Source organism: Brachybacterium paraconglomeratum, from assembly GCF_003994255.1.
GTDB classification, from domain to species: domain Bacteria; phylum Actinomycetota; class Actinomycetes; order Actinomycetales; family Dermabacteraceae; genus Brachybacterium; species Brachybacterium conglomeratum.
Genome location: NZ_ML133864.1, coordinates 14,727 through 28,799 on the forward strand (window position 1 = coordinate 14,727; position 14,073 = coordinate 28,799).

Below are 14,073 nucleotides of genomic sequence, written 5' to 3' on the forward strand. Positions count from 1 at the left end.
GTCCGTGGCAGACACGAGCGCGAGCGCACCCCAGACCGGCACCGGCCCCATCCCCCGGATCGGGGCGGCCGCATCGGCCAAGCCCTTCCGCAACGAGGGCACCACCAAGCACATCTTCGTCACCGGCGGCGTCGTCTCCAGCCTCGGCAAGGGATTGACCGCCTCCTCCCTCGGGATGCTCCTGCGCAGCCGCGGGCTGCGCGTGACGATGCAGAAGCTCGACCCGTACCTCAACGTGGACCCGGGCACGATGAACCCCTTCCAGCACGGCGAGGTGTTCGTCACCGAGGACGGCGCCGAGACCGATCTCGACATCGGCCATTACGAGCGGTTCCTCGACGAGAACCTCTCCGCGAACGCGAACGTGACCACCGGCCAGGTCTACTCCACCGTGATCGCCAAGGAGCGCCGCGGCGAGTACCTCGGCGACACCGTGCAGGTCATCCCGCACATCACCAACCAGATCAAGGAGTCGATGCGCTCCCAGGCCGGTGACGACGTGGACGTGATCATCACCGAGGTCGGCGGCACCGTCGGCGACATCGAGTCCCAGCCCTTCCTCGAGGCCGCGCGCCAGGTCCGCCAGGACATCGGCCGCGAGAACGTGTTCTTCGTGCACGTCTCCCTGGTGCCCTTCATCGGCCCGTCCCAGGAGCTGAAGACCAAGCCCACCCAGCACTCCGTCGCCGCGCTGCGCAGCATCGGCATCCAGCCCGACGCGATCGTGCTGCGCGCCGACCGGGCGCTGCCCGCCTCCGTGAAGTCGAAGATCTCCTCGATGTGCGACGTGGACATCGACGCGGTCGTCACCTGCGCCGACGCCCCCTCCATCTACGAGATCCCGCTCGTGCTGCACGGCGAGGGCCTGGACGCCTATGCGATCCGGCGCCTGGACCTGCTCAGCCACGACGTGGACTGGAGCCAGTGGGAGGAGCTGCTGCGCCGCGTCCAGCACCCCGCCTACGAGGTGACCGTCGCCCTGGTCGGCAAGTACGTCGACCTGCCCGACGCGTACCTCTCGGTCACCGAGGCGCTGCGCGCCGGCGGCTTCCACCACAGCGCGAAGGTCACGATCCGCTGGGTCGAGTCGGACCTGTGCGCGAGCGAGGACGGGGCCCGCGAGCAGCTCGCGGACGTCGACGCGATCGTCGTCCCCGGCGGCTTCGGCGTGCGCGGCGTGGACGGGAAGGTCGGCGCGCTGCGCCACGCCCGCACCCACGGCCTGCCCGCGCTGGGCCTCTGCCTGGGCATGCAGTCGATGGTGATCGAGTACGCCCGCACCGAGCTGGGCCTGACGGGAGCGCACTCCACCGAGTTCGACCCTGACACCGCCCATCCCGTCATCGCGACCATGGCCGAGCAGGAGGACATCGTCTCCGGCGCCGGGGACCTGGGCGGCACCATGCGGCTCGGCTCGTACGACCACACCCTCGCCGAGGGCTCCCTCGCCGCCGAGGTGTACGGCACCACCGAGGTCGCCGAGCGGCACCGTCACCGCTACGAGGTCAACAACGCCTATCGCGACCGGCTCGAGCAGGCGGGGCTGCGCATCTCCGGCGTCTCCGAGCTGACCGAGGACCACTCCCTGGTCGAGTTCGTGGAGCTGCCCGCAGAGGTGCACCCGTTCTACATCGGCACCCAGGCCCATCCCGAGCTGAAGTCCCGCCCCACCCGCGCCCATCCGCTGTTCGCGGGTCTGATCGGGGCGGCGCTCGACCTCCAGAAGGCCACCCGCCTGCTCGAGGTGGAGCCCGACGGGACCGTGCCCGAGCTCGCCGAGCGCGAGGACGACCAGGACCAGCAGGACTGAGACCCGCGCGGGCGCGCCGGGACCTCCCCTCCCGGCGGCCCGCGACGACCGAGGACGGAGCGGCGATGACCGACGGCACGACCCAGCACCCGCAGCACGGCGGCGAGGACCCGCTGCGCGACGAGGCCGACCAGCGCCCCGTCGCCGCGCACCGCACGGTGCACGAGGGGATGGTGTGGGACCTCGTGCGCGACACCATCGACTTCGCGCCGGGCGTGCGCTTCGACCGCGAGTACATCCGCCACACCGGCGCCGTCGCGGTCCTCGCCGTGGACGAGGCCGACCGGGTGCTGCTGATCCGCCAGTACCGTCATCCCGTCGGCCACCGGCTGTGGGAGATCCCCGCCGGGCTGCTCGACCTCGCCGGCGAGCCGCCCCACGTCGCCGCCGCCCGCGAGCTCGCCGAGGAGGCGGGATGCGAGCCGGTGCGGATGTCCACCCTGGTTGACCTCCGCCCGAGCCCGGGCGGCAGCGACGAGGTGATCCGGGTCTACCTCGCCGAGGGCGTGCGCGAGAGCGAGGAGGAGTTCGAGCGCGTCCACGAGGAGGCCGAGCTGATCAGCCGCTGGGTCCCGCTGGGCGAGGCCGTCGCCGCGGTGCTCGAGGGCCGGATCACCAACGGCACCACGGTCGCCGCCCTGCTCGCCCTGAAGTCGCTGCGCGGCGGTGGATCCCCCGCGGTCTCGCTGCGACCCGCCGACGCGCCGTTCATGGAGCGGCCCGGACGGGCCTGACAGGACGGTCGGCGGCCGGCGGTCCCCTGGACTCCGGGGAGCATTGCTGTGAGGGTCGAGGGCATGCTCGATCCCGACCTGCTCCCGCTCGCCTCCGACCGCGCCCGTCTGCGCCCGATGCGCGCCGAGGACGCCGCCGACTACGCCGAGGGCACCGCCGACGCCGCGGTCCGCGCCCGCGCCCACCTGCCCGAAACGCAGTACACCCCCGCCTCGGTCCGCGCGATGATCGCCGAGTCCGTGGAGCCCGGGCTCGCCCGCGGCGACCTCGCCGTGCTCACGATCGCCGATCCCGCCACCGACGCCTTCGCCGGGTCCCTGGTGCTCTTCGACGTCACCGCCGCCGAGGCCGAGGTCGGATTCTGGATGCATCCCGACCATCGCGGGCGAGGGCTCGCCCGGGCCGCCGTGGAGCTGGCCGCCGAGCTCGCCGCCGGCAGCGGCCTGAGGCGCCTGCGGGCGCGCACCGTGCCGGACAACACCGCCTCCCAGGCGCTCCTGACGGGCGCCGGCTTCGCCGTCGAGGGCCGAGGCGCGGGCACGGCCCCGTCCGGGGAGGAGGTCGAGCTGCTCACCCTCGTGCGGGAGCTGCCGCACCCCATGGACCTGCCCGTCGACACGGACCGTCTGCGCCTGCGCCTCCACCGCGAGCAGGACCGGGAGGCGCTGCTGGCCATCTACTCACGCCCCGACGTCGCCCGCCACCTGCTCGAGGAGCCGTGGACGCCGGAGGACTCCCGGCGCAGGATCGAGGAGCGGCTCGCGCGGACCGGGCTCCACACCGGCGAGGGCGCGCTCGCGCTGGTGATCGAGCACGAGGGACGCGTCCTCGGGGACGTGGCGCTGTGGCTGACCGACCGCGCGCACCTCGTCGCCGAGATCGGCTGGGTGCTCGATCCCGCCGCGGGCGGGCAGGGCCTGGCGACCGAGGCGGTGCGCGCGGTGCTCGACCTGGCCCTGAGGGAGAGCGGGCTGCATCGCGTCGCCGCCCGCATGGACGCGCGCAACACCGCCTCCGCCCGTCTCGCAGAGCGCGTCGGCATGCGGCGCGAGGCCCACCTGCGCGAGGACTGGTGGAGCAAGGGCGAGTGGACGAGCACCCTGGAGTTCGGGATGCTCGCGAGCGACCGCTGAGGTCAGCGCGCCTCGACGAGCGCCCGGTGGATCACCGGCGCGGACTGCTCCGCCTGCCAGGGACGGGCGCCCAGGTCGCGCAGCGCCTGCTCGACCTCCGCCTCGGTTCCGGCCTCCTCGTGCTCCCACACCCACTGGCGCAGCAGCGCGGGCTGGAGGAGGTTCTCCGGCGGCATCTCGAGATCCTCGGCGCGCTCGTTCACCGCGGCGCGCACCACCTGGTAGCGCTCGGCCACCTCGGGATGCTTCTTGGCCCAGAGCTTGTGCGGCGGGGGATAGGACCGCTCGGAGCGCTCCGGCAGGTGCGAGGCCGGCAGCTCGATGCCCGAGCGGGCGACCTGCCACCAGCGGTCCTTGTGCCGCATCTTCGACGGCAGCGCCCGGTCGAAGGCCTCCCTCCCGCGCGGCGCCTCCTTCGCGGCGGCGACGAGGTCGCGGTCCTTGATCACCCGGTGCGGGGAGAGGTCCGCCTCGCTCGCGAGCTCGTCGCGGCGGGTCCACATCTCCCGCGCCGCCGCGAGCTGCCGCACGGTGCGCAGGGCGCCCAGGCCGTGCAGCCCCCGCCAGCTCGAGGAGCGGGTGGGACCGTGCTCGCGGGTGCGCTCGTGGGCGAACTCCTGAGCGGCCCAGTCCGCCTTGCTGGCCTCCTCGAGGCGCTGCGCCAGCACGTCCCGCACCTGGACCAGCACCTCGACGTCGAGCGCGGCGTAGACCAGCCAGCTCTCCGGCAGCGGCCGCTTCGACCAGTCCGCGGCGGAGTGCTCCTTGGCCAGGCGCAGCCCGAGCGTGTCCTCGACCACCGCGCCGAGCCCCACCCGCTCCATGCCCAGCAGCCGCGCCGCGAGCTCGGTGTCGAACAGCCCGCCCGGGTGCAGGCCCAGCTCCGCGAGGCTCGGCAGGTCCTGGCCGGCCGCGTGCAGCACCCACTCGCGCTCGGCCAGCAGGGTGCGCAGCGTGCCCGGCATCGTGAACGCCAGCGGGTCGATCAGCGCGGTCCCGGCCGCCTCGGTGCGCAGCTGCACCAGATAGGCGCGGGAGCTGTAGCGGTAGCTGGAGGCGCGCTCGGCGTCCACCGCGACCGGCTCGGTGGGATCGGAGGCCGCGGCCTCGCACCAGGCCAGCAGCGGCTGGATCCGGTCGATCACGGGGACGAGTCCGTCGCGGGGTGCGGTGAGGTCGCGCAGATCGGGTCCTGCGGCGGGCGTGGTGGCGGTGTCGTGGGGCATCTGGGTGCTGGCTGCGCTGTCCGTGGTCTCGAGGGGGCGGGGGCGGCGAGGGCCGCGCGTGCGGGTGCGGCGGCGGGAGCGGGACGCCGCGTGATCGGCGGGGTCGGCGGGGGAGGCGTCGCTCGCGGCGTTCACCGCAGCTCCCCGTCGTCCTCCGCGGTGCGGGGCGCTCGCGCATGGTGGGTGGGGGCGATCGCCGAGATCTGTGGAGGCGCCGGGGGCAGCCCTCCGGCGGCGGCGAGCATCGCGGTCCACGCCGCGAAGTGCGGGGCGAGGGCGAGGTCGCCGTCCTCGGAGGGCTCCGGCGTCCACGACACCCGCATCTCGACGTCGACCGTGGAGGGCCGCGAGGCGAGCGCGCCGTAGGACTGGGAGACGACGCGGGTCGCCGTGCAGCCGAGCTCCCGGGCGTCGGCGTCGTGCAGCTCGAGGGACTCGGTCACCCAGGACCAGGCGACGTCGCCGAGCATCGACTCGATCGCGAACTCGGGCTCGAGCTGCGCCTGGACCAGCGCGACCATCCTCGAGGTGCCGTCCCAGGACTCCTGGCCGGCCGGGTCGTGCAGGACCACCAGACGACCGGAGGCGAGCTCGTCGTCATGGACCAGGATCTCCCCGGTGCAGGCCCACGTCGAGGGCGCCATCCGGGACGGCGCCGGGATGGTGCGCCATGTGAACTCCGGGCGATGGGGAGCGCTGGTCATGGCGTCGATGGCGGCGCGGAAGGTGTCGTCGCCGGTGCGGATTCGATGGACGGACACGCAGGGAGGGTATCCCCGGCGTGCCCGCCCGCCCGGCAGGCGCGCCGGGGTCAGCCGCGGTCGGCCCCGTCGTCGCTGTGCAGCAGGCTGATCGAGTTGATGCAGTAGCGCTGGTCGGTCGGGGTGGGGAAGCCCTCGCCCTCGAAGACGTGGCCGAGGTGCGAGCCGCAGCTCGCGCAGCGCACCTCGATGCGGCGCATGCCGAGCGAGGTGTCCTCGAGCAGCTCCACGGCGTCGGAGTCGCTCGGCGCGTAGAACGCCGGCCAGCCGCAGTGGGCATCGAACTGGGTCTCGGCGGTGAACAGCTCGACGCCGCAGGCGCGGCAGGCGTAGGTGCCGGCGGGACGCACCTCCTCGTACTCCCCGGTGCCGGGGCGCTCGGTGCCGCCCTGGCGGAGCACCTGGTACTCGGCGGGGGAGAGACGCTCGCGCCACTCCTCCTCGCTGATCGCGACCGGGTAGGGACGGGTGCCGATGGGCTCGGTGGACATGATGCCTCCGCTCTGCGGCGCCTGGCGCCGCCTGGGGCCGCGGACCGGCGGGGACGGGCTCGTCGCCGCCGGTGCGGACGGGTGTTCTCAGGGTCGATGCTAGTGCGTCGATAGGATGGGCGATATGACGTGCGACCCCTCCCGGAACCGCCCGGCCACGGCTGTGCCCCTTCGCGAGCGGCTGCTGTCCGCACGCCCCGACCAGGCCCGATGGCCCCACGTGGCGGGCTACGGGGTCACCGGCGCCGTCGGGGCGTTCGCGCTCAGCGCAGGGCTGCTGACCGTCGGCGCCCGGGTGATGGCGCGGCTGCCGCTGGTGCCGCGGGAGAGCCTGCGCGGACGGCCCGACGTCACCGTCCGCGCCGTCCACCCCGACCGGGTGCATCTCGACGCCTCCGCGACCACGCGCCGTGACGGCCTGATGGCGCTGCGCCAGTCCGGCGGGACCGTGCACGTGCGGCTCGGGCCGGTCGACGGCCGCCCCACGCCCACGACGGTCTCCCGTCCGCTGCTGGTCGAGGACACCGCCGAGCCGCTGCGCGTGGACCGGGCGAAGTCCAACGGCTTCTTCTGGGCGGGCACGCCGCAGACGGCGCACGGGCTGGAGACGGAGGAGGTGGAGATCAGCTCCCCCGTCGGCCCGATGCCTGCCTGGCTCGTACGGCCCGACGAGGCCGCGGGATCCGTGCCGGGTCAGGAGGACACCTGGGCGATCCTCGTGCACGGCCACGGCTCCGCCCGCGGCGAGACGCTGCGCGTGATCCCGCTGCTGCACCGGCTGGGGCTGACCAGCCTCGCGATCACCTATCGCAACGACGCCGGCGCCCCCGCCTCCGCGGACCGGATGCACCACCTGGGCTCGGCCGAATGGGAGGACGCCGAGGCCGCGATCGAGTACGCCGTCTCCCAGGGCGCCCGGCGCCTCGTGCTGGTGGGCTGGTCGATGGGCGGCGGGATCGTGCTGCGCACCTCCGTCCGCTCCGCACACCGCGACCGCATCGCGGCCCTCGTGCTCGACTCCCCGGCCGTGGACTGGCAGGACATCCTCGTCTACCACGCCACCGCGCTGAAGGCCCCCGCCCCGATGCGACGGCTCGCGCTGTGGATGATGACCTCGAGCATCGGGGCGCGGATGGTGCGCCTGCACGAGCCGCTGGCGCTGCACGAGATGACGCCCGCCTACTACGGCCGTCACCTGCGCCACCGCACCCTCCTCTTCCACGCGCTGGACGATGCGACGGTGCCCCCCGCCCCGAGCCGTCATCTCGCCGCGCTCCGGCCGGACCTCATCGAGTTCGAGCCCTTCGAGGGCGCCTCCCACACCCGCGAGTGGAACCGCGATCCCGCCCGGTACGAGCGGCTGCTGGCCGACTTCCTCGGCGATGCGCTCGGTCTCGGGGAGCAGGCCGCCGCGCTCGAGGTGCCGGTGCGCGATCCGGCCGCGCCCGCGCTCGAGGGGTCGATCGGGCTGCGTCTCTGAGCGCTCGAGCCCTGCGGGCCCCGGTCGCGCCCCGACCGGGGGTGCTCAGGCCCGCCGATAGCGCGACAGCGTCGCACCCTCGCCCAGCAGCAGGGACTCCAGCGTCCAGCGCGTCTCGTGCGCGGCGCCGTCGAGCACCCGCGGGGAGGGGCCGCCGACGGTGCGGTGCGCGGTGGTGAAGCACAGCTCGTCCAGCAGCTCCGCCTCCGCCAGCCGGGCGAGGGCCGACGGTCCGCCCTCGGCCTGGATCAGCCGCATCCCCCGGGCGGCGAGCGCCTCGACCGCCTCCTGCGGGGAGTCGGCGGCGAGCACCTGCGCGGCGGGCAGGCCCGAGCGGCGCGCGGCGTCCTTCGCCCCGGCCGACGGGGTGAGCAGATACGTCGGCTGATCAGGGTCGAGGTAGTCCGGCAGCTCCCCGCTGCGCGACCAGATCGCGAGCGCAGGTCGCGGGGCGCCGCCGGGCCGGAGGGAGGGCCGCAGCAGGTCCTCGCGGCCGCGCACGCTGCGGTAGTCCTCCGCCCGCACGGTCGAGGCCCCCACGAGCACCACGTCGGCGAGCGCCCGCAGCACGGAGAAGAGGAACGAGTCGTCGGGGTCGTGGAGCGAGCCGGAGGTCCCGTCGGCCCCCGCGATCGCGCCGTCGATCGTGGTGGTCATCATCGCGCGCACGTGCACCGCGCCCGGCGGGAGCTCCGGGGCGGCGTACAGCGCGGCGAGCGCGCGGGCGCCCTCGGCGTCGGCCGGGACGGGCACGGGGGAGGACAGCAGGGCGCCGTCGCGCAGCAGCAGGTGCACGGGGACTCCTTCGCACAGGGCACGGAGGGCAGAGGTGTGTCCTCGATCATCGCGCACCGGGGAACCGCCCGGGGCACGGCACGCGGTGCGGGATGCGCCCCTACACTGACCGGCGTGACCGACTCCCTCTGCGACCGTCGCCCCGAACCGACCCTCGAACGACTGCTCGCGGACCTCGTGCCCCCGCCCCGCTTCGCGCAGGCGCGCCTGGAGAACTACGTCCCCGACCCCGCGCACCCCTCCCAGCAGGAGGCCAAGGAGCGCGTCTCCGCCTTCGCCGCCGCCCTCGACCGGCCGCGCGGCGGATTCCTCTCCCGGCTGCGCCGACGCAGCGAGGCGGCCCGCGGCATCTACCTCGACGGCGGCTTCGGCGTGGGCAAGACCCACCTGCTCACCTCGCTCTTCCACGCGGTCGAGGGGGAGAAGGTCTACGGCACCTTCGTGGAGTACACCGACCTGGTCGGCGCGCTCGGCTTCCAGAAGGCCGTGGACCTGCTGGGGGCCTCGCGCCTGGTCTGCATCGACGAGTTCGAGCTCGACGACCCCGGCGACACCCTGCTCATGACGCGGCTGATCCGGGAGCTCTCCGACCGGGGCGTCTCCATCGTCGCGACCTCCAACACCCTCCCCGACGCGCTCGGCGAGGGACGCTTCGCCGCCCAGGACTTCCTGCGGGAGATCCAGGCGATGGCCGAGCGCTTCGAGGTGCTGCGGATCGACGGCGAGGACTACCGGCGCCGCGACGGGGTCGCCGAGATCTCCGCCCTGCCCGAGCAGGAGGTGCGCGAGCACGCCGCGGCGCAGGACGGCGCGACCCTCGACGGCTTCGACGAGCTGCTCGCGCATCTCATGCGCGTCCACCCCTCCCGCTACGGCGCCCTGATCGACGAGGTCGCCGCCGCGCACCTCACCGGGGTGCACGGGCTCACGCACCACCACGACGCGCTGCGCTTCGTGGTGCTCGTGGACCGGCTCTACGACCGGGAGGTCCCGGTGCTCCTCTCCCTCGCCCCGGTGGGCGGCGCGGACGCCGACGGCCGGGCCGCGGCGAGCGAGCCCGGGGACGGTGTGCTCGAGGACCTGTTCTCCGCCGAGCTGCTGCGCTCCGGGTATCGCAAGAAGTACCTCCGGGCGCTGTCGCGCCTGGCCTCCCTCGCCCGGGACGGGCTCGTCCTCAGCCGCTGAGGCGCGCCCCGCGCAGCACGGCCGCTCCCGCCCCGTCCAGGTGCACGCCCCCGTCCTGTCCGTGACGGAGCGGCCCGAAGGAGCCAAGCACCTCCTCGGCGTGGAGCACCCGCCCGTCGGCCGCGGCGAGCGCGCCCGGGCCGCGGTGGGCGAGCACCGAGAGCTCCCCGCGATGCATCAGCACCGTCTCCTCGGCGAGCACCTCGACGCGGGTCGCGGCCAGATCGCCCGAGCGCAGCGCCTCGTGCGCGCGGCGCAGCGCGATCAGCTCCCGGTACCACTCCAGCATCCGCCCGTGCTCGCCCTCGGTGCGCTCCTCCCAGCGCAGCTGCGAGCCGACGAAGGTCGAGCGCTGCTGCGGGTCGGGCACCTCCGCGGACCATCCCATCGCCGCGAACTCCTCGGCGCGGCCGGCGCTGACCAGGGGGCCGAGCTCGTCGTCGTGGTCGGTGAAGAAGGCGAAGGGGGTCGAGGCCGCCCATTCCTCGCCCTGGAAGAGCATCGGCGTGCCCGGGCCCAGCAGGATCAGCGCGATCGCGGCGGCATGCGCGCCCGAGGATATGCCGTGGTGGATCCGGTCGCCGGCGGCGCGGTTGCCGACCTGGTCGTGGTCCTGCAGGAAGGTGACGAAGGAGTGGCCGTCGTAGTCGGGGGAGGCGGGGTCCACCGGCGCGCCCCACACCCGGCCGCGGAAGCTCGAGTACGTGCCGGCGTGCAGGAAGATGCCCGGCAGGACGGCGGCGAGCACGTCGGCGTCGCCGAAGTCGGCGTAGTAGCCGGCGCGCTCGCCGGTGGCCCAGGCGTGCACGGCGTGGTGCACGTCGTCGGCCCACTGCATGTCCATCCCCAGGCCGCCCGCGCCCGTCGGCGTGACGGTCGCGGGCTGGTTGCGATCCGATTCGGCGATCAGGGTGAGGGGGCGCCCGGTCTCCTCCTGCCAGGCGGCGACGGCGCCGGCGAGCTCGGCGAGGAAGTGCGGGGAGGAGTCGTCCTTCAGCTCGTGCACCGCATCCAGCCGCAGCCCGTCCAGCCCCAGCTCCACCAGCCACTGCCGGGCGCTGCCCAGCAGGAAGTCGCGCACCTGGCGGGAGCCGGGCTGGTCGAGGTTCACCGCCTCGCCCCAGGGCGTCTCATGGCGGTCCGTGAAGTACGGGCCGAACATGCCCAGGTAGTTCCCCGAGGGGCCCAGATGGTTGTGGACCACGTCGAGCACGACGGCGAGGCCGCGGTCATGGGCGGCGTGCACGAAGCGGGCCAGCGCCTCCGGCCCGCCGTAGGCGGAGTGCACGGCGTACAGCCCCGCCCCGTCGTAGCCCCAGCCGCGCTCGCCGGGGAAGGTCGCCAGCGGCATCAGCTCGACCGCGTCCACGCCGAGCTCGACCAGCGCGTCGAGCCGCTCGATCGCAGTGTCGAGGGTGCCGCCGGCGCCGTCCGGGCCCGGGGCGAAGGTGCCCACGTGCAGCTCGTAGAGCACGGCCCCGCGCAGGTCCCTGCCCTCCCATCCCGGTGACGGCGCGAGCGCCTGCGCGTCGACGACCTCGCTCGCGGCGTGGACGCCGTCCGGCTGGGACAGCGACCGGGGATCCGGCAGCCACAGCTCCCCGTCGTCGAGGCGGAAGGCATAGCGCGCCCCCGCCACGGGCGCCGGGTCCGACAGCTCGAACCATCCCTCCTCGGCCGGGGCCATGGTGTGCACGGTCCCGTCCACGCGGATCGCCACGGCGTCGGCCGACGGGGCCCACACGCGATAGCGGTCCATCGCGCCGAGCGGGGTCGGGGGCTGCGGCGGCGTCGAGGGGCGGGGGGCGGCGGTCATCGCGTCTCCTCCAGGGGGTGGGGGACCGGCAGGGCACCGGTCGGCGTGGCGCCGACGCGCACCAGCAGCGCGACGGGGCTGTCGTCCAGCAGGTCGACCAGCGGGACCATCCCGCCCTCGTGCTCCGCGCCGCCGAGCACGTCGCGCCAGCGGCCCTCGGGCAGGCCGATCCGGCTCTCCCCCCAGCCGCCGCGCTGGGCGAGCCCGTGCGCGAGCCGGGTGACGACGGTGACCACCTCGACCGGCCCCTCGCCGCACGCGCGGCCGAAGGCGACGGCATGGCCGGTCGTGGTGGGCAGCGGGTGGTAGGCGGCGTCCCGGCCCTGGAACAGGTCCGGCCGCTCCCGGCGCAGCACCAGCGCACGGTGGGTCAGCCACAGCTTCTCGTCGCCGATCCCCTCGGGACGGGCTCCCTCGATCATCCGTCCCAGGCGGGCGGCGTGCGCGGCGTGGTCGACCTCGCGGCGGTTGTCGGGGTCCACCAGGGAGAGGTCCACGCTCTCGTTGCCCTGGTAGACGTCGGGGACGCCCGGCATTGTGAGCTGCACGAGCTTCTGGCCGAGGATCGCGGCGCGCTGCACGGCGGCCGTGCGCCGGGTCCAGTCGGCGAGGATCGCGGCGACCTCCTCGGACTCCAGCGCCGCTCGCCCCAGGGCCTGCACCTCGCGCTCGTACTCGGCGTCCTGCTCGGTCCAGGTGGTGTGGGTCTTCGCCTCGCGCATCGCCTTGGCGAGATAGCCCTCGAGCCGGTCCGCGTCCAGCGGCGCGGCCCCGGAGCCGGGCAGCTCCCAGCAGGCGGCCAGGGTCTGCCACAGCAGCAGCTCGATCGCCCCGTCGACCCGGTCGCCGCGATGCGCAGAGGTCGCCCGATCCAGGTCCTGCACCACCAGCGCCCACTCGAGCGGCTGCTCGGTGAGGACGGCCAGGCGCGCCCGCACGTCCTCGCTGCGCTTGGTGTCGTGGGTGGACAGGGTGGTCATCGCATCGGGCCGGGTGCGCACCATGTGCAGGGCGTGGTCGTGCAGCACATCCGACTCGACCCCGATCCGCTCCGGGTCCGAGCCCACCTCGTTCACGGCCAGGAAGCGGGTGTAGCGGTAGAACGCGGTGTCCTCGAGCCCCTTGGCGTGGACGGGGCCGCAGGTCTGCGCGAAGCGGACCACGACCTCGTCGCGCTCGGCGCTGCGGCTGCGCCCCGCGCTGCCCGCCTCGTCCCCGCACACCAGGGCGACGACCAGCTCGAGGGTCGCGGCGAGGTCCTCGTCGTCCCCGAGACGGGCCTGTGCCCGCGCCGCGGCCTGCTCGATCACGGCCCGCTCGGCGCCGGGGGCGGGCTCGCCCGGGACGATGTAGGCGCGGTAGCGGTCCATCGAGGTCAGCAGCGCGACGACGACCTTCTGGATGTTGCGCCGCGTGGTGTCGCGCAGGCGGATGTCGTCCTGGCAGATCCCGTGGATCAGCGCGGTCAGCCGTTCGATCTCGGCCCACAGGCTGGTGGTGACCACGAGGTCCGTGGACTCGGCGGCGACCTCCTCGAAGGGGCGCAGGTCACCGGTGCGCCGCTGCCACAGATGGGTCAGGCCCAGCGCGCCGTGCGGGTCGTGGAACAGGCCCGTCACCCGCCACAGCGCGTCGTAGCCGGTCGTGCCCGCGCAGGGGAAGTCGCCGGGCAGGTGCTCCTCGCCCTCGAGGATCTTCTCGATCACGGTCCAGGCCCCGTCGGTCGCGCGCTCGAGATCGCGCAGGTAGCCGCGAGGATCGGAGAGGCCGTCGGGATGGTCGATCCGGTAGCCGTCGATCACGCCCTCGCCCTGCAGCTGCAGCAGCGTGCGATGGGTCGCCTCGAACACGGCGGGGTCCTCGACCCGCACCGCGGCGAGGGTGTCCACGTCGAAGAAGCGCCGGTAGTTCAGCTCCTCGTCGGAGACCTTCCAGTACGCGAGCCGATACCACTGGCGGTCCAGCAGATCGGCGAGCCCGAGGTGCTCGGTGCCGGCGGCGACGGGCAGCACGTGGTCGTAGTAGCGCACCACGGTCTCCTCGGCGACCGACCCGTCGGCCTGCGGGACCTCCTCGACGCCCATCGTGATCTCCCCGTCGGCGAGGACCGCCCCGATGGGCCGTCCCAGCACCGGCACGAGCACCGAGCGCTCGCCGGAGAGCTCGAGGTCGAACCACTCGGCGAAGGGGGAGGCGGGGCCGTCGCGCAGCACCGACCACAGTGCCCGGTTGTGCCAGATCGGGGTCGGGATCGACATGTGGTTGGGGACGACGTCCACGACGATCCCCATCCCGTGGGAGTGGGCGGCCTCGGCGAGGCGGTGCAGCGCCTCCTCCCCGCCGATCTCCTCGCTGATGCGGGTGTGGTCCACGACGTCGTAGCCGTGGGTCGAGCCGGGCGCGGCCTGCAGCACGGGGGAGCAGAACAGGTGCCCCACGCCGAGCCGGGCGAGATAGGGCACGATCTCCGCCGCGTCGTCGGCGGTGAAGCCGGCGTGCAGCTGCAGGCGGTAGGTCGAGGTCGGGACCCGGCGCACCGCGGGCTGGGCCCCGGTGACGGCGGGTCGGGAGCGCCGGGACGGCGTCTCCCGGGTCGTGGGACGGGGACCGGTCTCGAGGCTCACTGCGGGGCTCTCCTTCT

Annotated in this window: 11 protein-coding genes; 5 read left to right on the forward strand and 6 right to left on the reverse strand. The window is 74.4% G+C overall.

The features are described 5' to 3' along the window. The first annotated feature begins 4 nt into the window (after positions 1 to 4). From DS079_RS15975 to DS079_RS15985, 3 genes are all read left to right on the forward strand, one after another. A complete protein-coding gene (locus DS079_RS15975; RefSeq protein ID WP_010552386.1) occupies positions 5 to 1,810 on the forward strand; it encodes a CTP synthase in 1,806 nt (601 codons plus the stop codon). 65 nt (positions 1,811 to 1,875) lie between these two features. Continuing rightward, positions 1,876 to 2,544 carry an NUDIX domain-containing protein gene (locus DS079_RS15980; protein ID WP_126988788.1) on the forward strand — a complete coding sequence of 223 codons (669 nt, stop codon included), beginning with the start codon at positions 1,876 to 1,878 and terminating at the stop codon, positions 2,542 to 2,544. 63 nt (positions 2,545 to 2,607) lie between these two features. Continuing rightward, positions 2,608 to 3,678 carry a GNAT family N-acetyltransferase gene (locus tag DS079_RS15985; protein ID WP_126988789.1) on the forward strand — a complete coding sequence of 357 codons (1,071 nt, stop codon included), beginning with the start codon at positions 2,608 to 2,610 and terminating at the stop codon, positions 3,676 to 3,678. A gap of 2 nt (positions 3,679 to 3,680) precedes the next feature. Here the strand turns inward: DS079_RS15985 and DS079_RS15990 are convergent, their stop codons facing one another. The 3 genes from DS079_RS15990 to msrB are packed head-to-tail and all read right to left on the reverse strand — an operon-like array spanning position 3,681 to position 6,156. Next, positions 3,681 to 5,039 (reverse strand): ribonuclease D, encoded by a 1,359-nt coding sequence (locus DS079_RS15990; protein WP_164736298.1) that lies wholly within the window; start codon positions 5,037 to 5,039, stop codon positions 3,681 to 3,683. Next, positions 5,036 to 5,665 (reverse strand): DUF3000 domain-containing protein, encoded by a 630-nt coding sequence (locus DS079_RS15995; RefSeq protein WP_010552383.1) that lies wholly within the window; start codon positions 5,663 to 5,665, stop codon positions 5,036 to 5,038. Before DS079_RS15995 ends, DS079_RS15990 begins: the two co-directional genes overlap by 4 nt. 50 nt (positions 5,666 to 5,715) lie before the next feature. Then, positions 5,716 to 6,156: a peptide-methionine (R)-S-oxide reductase MsrB gene (gene msrB, locus DS079_RS16000; protein WP_010552382.1), complete on the reverse strand. Its 441-nt coding sequence runs from the start codon at positions 6,154 to 6,156 to the stop codon at positions 5,716 to 5,718. A gap of 124 nt (positions 6,157 to 6,280) precedes the next feature. Between msrB and DS079_RS16005 the strand changes: the two genes are divergently transcribed. After that, positions 6,281 to 7,636: an alpha/beta hydrolase family protein gene (locus tag DS079_RS16005; protein WP_126988790.1), complete on the forward strand. Its 1,356-nt coding sequence runs from the start codon at positions 6,281 to 6,283 to the stop codon at positions 7,634 to 7,636. Positions 7,637 to 7,681: 45 nt separating this feature from the next. On the opposite strand, the gene DS079_RS16010 is transcribed toward DS079_RS16005, so the two are convergent. Continuing rightward, a complete protein-coding gene (locus tag DS079_RS16010) occupies positions 7,682 to 8,431 on the reverse strand; it encodes a dihydrofolate reductase family protein (RefSeq protein WP_126988791.1) in 750 nt (249 codons plus the stop codon). A gap of 114 nt (positions 8,432 to 8,545) precedes the next feature. On the opposite strand from DS079_RS16010, the gene zapE reads away from it, so the two are divergent. After that, a complete protein-coding gene (gene zapE, locus DS079_RS16015; protein WP_126988792.1) occupies positions 8,546 to 9,616 on the forward strand; it encodes a cell division protein ZapE in 1,071 nt (356 codons plus the stop codon). Here zapE and treZ read toward each other — a convergent pair. Both treZ and treY read right to left on the reverse strand, forming a co-directional pair. Beyond that, positions 9,606 to 11,432, reverse strand: a complete 1,827-nt coding sequence (treZ, locus tag DS079_RS16020; protein ID WP_126988793.1) for a malto-oligosyltrehalose trehalohydrolase — start codon at positions 11,430 to 11,432, stop codon at positions 9,606 to 9,608. The two genes, zapE and treZ, sit on opposite strands and share 11 nt — an antisense overlap. Next, positions 11,429 to 14,056, reverse strand: coding sequence for a malto-oligosyltrehalose synthase (treY, locus tag DS079_RS16025; RefSeq protein WP_126988794.1), 2,628 nt, complete (start codon positions 14,054 to 14,056; stop codon positions 11,429 to 11,431). The genes treZ and treY overlap by 4 nt, the downstream gene beginning before the upstream one ends. Positions 14,057 to 14,073: the final 17 nt, after the last annotated feature.